At 32.5% G+C, this 2992-nt stretch carries 3 protein-coding genes; all 3 read right to left on the reverse strand.

Translation table 11 applies throughout. The features are described 5' to 3' along the window. Positions 1 to 296: 296 nt before the first annotated feature. The 3 genes from HMPREF3241_RS10505 to HMPREF3241_RS10515 are packed head-to-tail and all read right to left on the reverse strand — an operon-like array spanning position 297 to position 2326. Positions 297 to 1262 carry a hypothetical protein gene (locus HMPREF3241_RS10505; protein WP_039259047.1) on the reverse strand — a complete coding sequence of 322 codons (966 nt, stop codon included), beginning with the start codon at positions 1260 to 1262 and terminating at the stop codon, positions 297 to 299. Next, positions 1262 to 1690 (reverse strand): RusA family crossover junction endodeoxyribonuclease, encoded by a 429-nt coding sequence (locus tag HMPREF3241_RS10510; RefSeq protein WP_039259045.1) that lies wholly within the window; start codon positions 1688 to 1690, stop codon positions 1262 to 1264. The genes HMPREF3241_RS10505 and HMPREF3241_RS10510 overlap by 1 nt, the downstream gene beginning before the upstream one ends. 12 nt (positions 1691 to 1702) lie before the next feature. Then, positions 1703 to 2326, reverse strand: coding sequence for a hypothetical protein (locus HMPREF3241_RS10515; protein ID WP_039259044.1), 624 nt, complete (start codon positions 2324 to 2326; stop codon positions 1703 to 1705). Positions 2327 to 2992: the final 666 nt, after the last annotated feature.

Here is a 2992-nt window from a genome sequence, read left to right on the forward strand (position 1 = left end):
GAACTTATATTTATTTTATTTCTACCTCTAATTTTATATTGTTCTTTATTTGATTATATACTCTGTTTATCGCTTAATTTCCTTTTAATTTTTATTATTATTGTTTACTTATCTACTTATTAATGATATATTTAATTAGTTATACCTTTTTAAAGATTGTTGTATTTTATAGTTCGTTTTATCGAACTGTTATTTTTATTACTTGATTATGGTTATAAATGCCTTTAAAACGTTGGTATGACGGCATTATAAAAAGCACCATAATTAATATGGTGCTTGGTTGCTACTTTTATTTTTTATCTAACTCTATCATCATGTCCGTGATAATTTACTGGTGTGCCTCCTAGTTGATAAAAACGGTCGTACATATAGCCTGAAAGCTCCTCAAACGCCGTATTTAAACGGTTAAATGCGTTTCTAGTACCGATATATTCACGGTCTTCTAATAACGCTCTTCTTGTATAAGCAACTTCTTTCGCAAACGCCACGTTTAAATCATATGATGTTGAGTTCCTATTTCTACTTTGAAAATACTCTAAACCTGCACTCTTAATAGGGTTTAAAAGGTCTAGAAGCGGTTGTGCGTCAGGTCTTAATCCTCTTTCTTCTGCAATACTAGGTCTTGCGTCTGTAAGGCTCTCAGCCTCTTGTATATAGCCACTATTTTCTAAATCGCCGATAACATTATCAACTTCTTTTTGTACGTCTTCTCCTTGCTCTAATGACTCTCTATAGCGTACAAAGCCACTTGTATAATCACTTCTTAGCTTTTCAATCTTTTTAACAATACTCTCTGCTTTATCTTGTTTACCGTCTTCCATAGCGTCGATTAAGTCCATAAGCACATTTAACTCTTCGATTTCGATTTTTCGAACTTTCAACAATCGCCATGCTTTTCCTATGCTGTCTTCGTCTAATTCGCCGTCTAACTTTTCTCTAGCACGTTTTAATTGCTTAACCGATGGTTGATTATCTCCATCTGCTTTATCTTCTTCTATCGCCTCTATATGCTCGTCTATTCGGTCTCTTGCACTTTGTGCTACATTCTTTACGTCTGCGTCTACTTCGAGCTTATCACCTTGCTTGATTACACGTTGCTGTATCTTGCCTAGTGTATGCGATAGATTACTATATTCTTTTCTCAACACATTCATATACTCATAACGTTGCTCTAAACTGCTTAAATACGGCTCCATTAAGCCCTGTGCCTCGTCCATTATTTGTTCTATCACTAGAAACTTATCTAAATTTGTGTTCGCCATTACTCAATCCCCCTTAAAACTATCTCAGTTCTTGGATTTTCCATTTCTTGAAATTTGCCCATTGATACCAAAGCTACTCGGCTGTCTTTGACTTCTAATCCTCTGAAAATACCGTCTAACGCTGCTTTGAGCAAGTTATCTATATCGGGTGCTGTCGTCCTTGTCAGCTTTTTTAATCGCTTTTGGCTTCTCGGCGCTTGTACATAAAACATGATTTCGGCTTTCACGCCTAACTCGGTATTTATTACATCATAGAAATCATCATTTATCGCATTATCTTTCGCTAATTCGTCTTGTATTGCGTCTAAATAATCACTATAAGACTGATCATAATACGTGATAGTACGCCCATCATCTAAACGTCTTGTACGAGGTCTCGGTGTCCCCATAGGTGGTAACTTGATTGTGTATCTCCATACCTTAGCCATCGCTATTCACTCCTACTTATCTTCCTGTTCTCGCTTTTGTGCGTCCCAAAATTCAGCGATTCTATCGCCTTCTGATTGCTTATACGCTCGTTCTTTTTCCATTCGCTCTTGGCTATCTTTAGGCAAAACTTCTATTTCTTCTTTCATCGCCTTACGCTCAGCATTATGTTTAGCGATAACTTCTGATTTGGTAGGGGTTTGAGCCCGTTTATCTGTTTTGTTTTCGGTTTCTATTTCGGCTTTCTCTTTCCTTGCCGTCGGCTTAGCTTGATAACCTAAATAATCCATATTCATATCTTTCGTATGTTTTTGTATTACGTCAGCTTGTGCTTTTAAATCGACGTCAGATTTTTTCTTCGGTTTTTTATACTTTTCAGGGTGTTCTATAGCGTCGTTAAATAGCTCAATGACAGTGTTTAGTTGATTCAACGTGAAGATATCCCCTAACGCATAAAGTGCGTCCTTTTCTTCAGTTTTGATCTTGATTAGTTTCTTATATTTGAAGATAGCTGTTTTACCTAACTCTAAATGTTCAGCTAATAATTTCCACTGTGCGTCACTGACAAACCATTTTGCGATATTCTCACTTTTTGTTTTTGAGATACTTAATATCTTCTGTGTTTTAGTGTTAGCCATATTAAAACGCTCCTTTAATCATTAATTTTAATTATTTAACTTAATACTTATATCTTTACTTACGTCTTTATTTGCGTTCTTATTTACGTTTATAAGTAAACAACCAACTTTGCTCTATAATTATGATTAGGGACATATATTGCTTATTTGTTATCCTATTTACTATTTTACTTATTATCATATTCATATCTCTATTTACATAATTATTTATACTTATACTTACAGTTATGAATACTTCTTTACTTATATTTATATTAATAGTTCGTTTTCGTGAACTTTTAATGTAGTTTAAGTATAAATTATCTAGTTCTTTTTTGCAAATTGCTTTTAAATTTAAATTGTATAATAAAATATATTAATTAAAATTTAAATATAACTAACATGTAATATTAGAGGTTTTATCCAATATCTCTTTATTGATCTCAAAAATATCATTTCATAATGACATAAAGTACATAGTTGTTAAATATTTCATTTTTTTCTTTAATAGGTATATCATCTTTACTAGCTTATTCGAAGTCAGGTTTGTATTTTGTTATGTTTATATCTCTATTTTTTCTGGTAACAATCTTTTTTTATTTACTGACATTAAATTATGTTTCTTAATAATATAAGTTGCTGTTTCAATATTAAGTACTTACAAGTTTATTTACGTTCTTATTTATA

It is taken from the genome of Staphylococcus sp. HMSC34G04 (genome assembly GCF_001838765.1).
Lineage (GTDB): Bacteria > Bacillota > Bacilli > Staphylococcales > Staphylococcaceae > Staphylococcus > Staphylococcus epidermidis.

What these genes read in the sequence shown, in the direction of transcription:
- HMPREF3241_RS10505 (WP_039259047.1), bottom strand. Translation starts at nt 1,262, where the DNA reads ATGGCGAACACAAATTTAGATAAGTTTCTAGTGATAGAACAAATAATG.
- HMPREF3241_RS10510 (WP_039259045.1), bottom strand. Translation starts at nt 1,690, where the DNA reads ATGGCTAAGGTATGGAGATACACAATCAAGTTACCACCTATGGGGACA.
- HMPREF3241_RS10515 (WP_039259044.1), bottom strand. Translation starts at nt 2,326, where the DNA reads ATGGCTAACACTAAAACACAGAAGATATTAAGTATCTCAAAAACAAAA.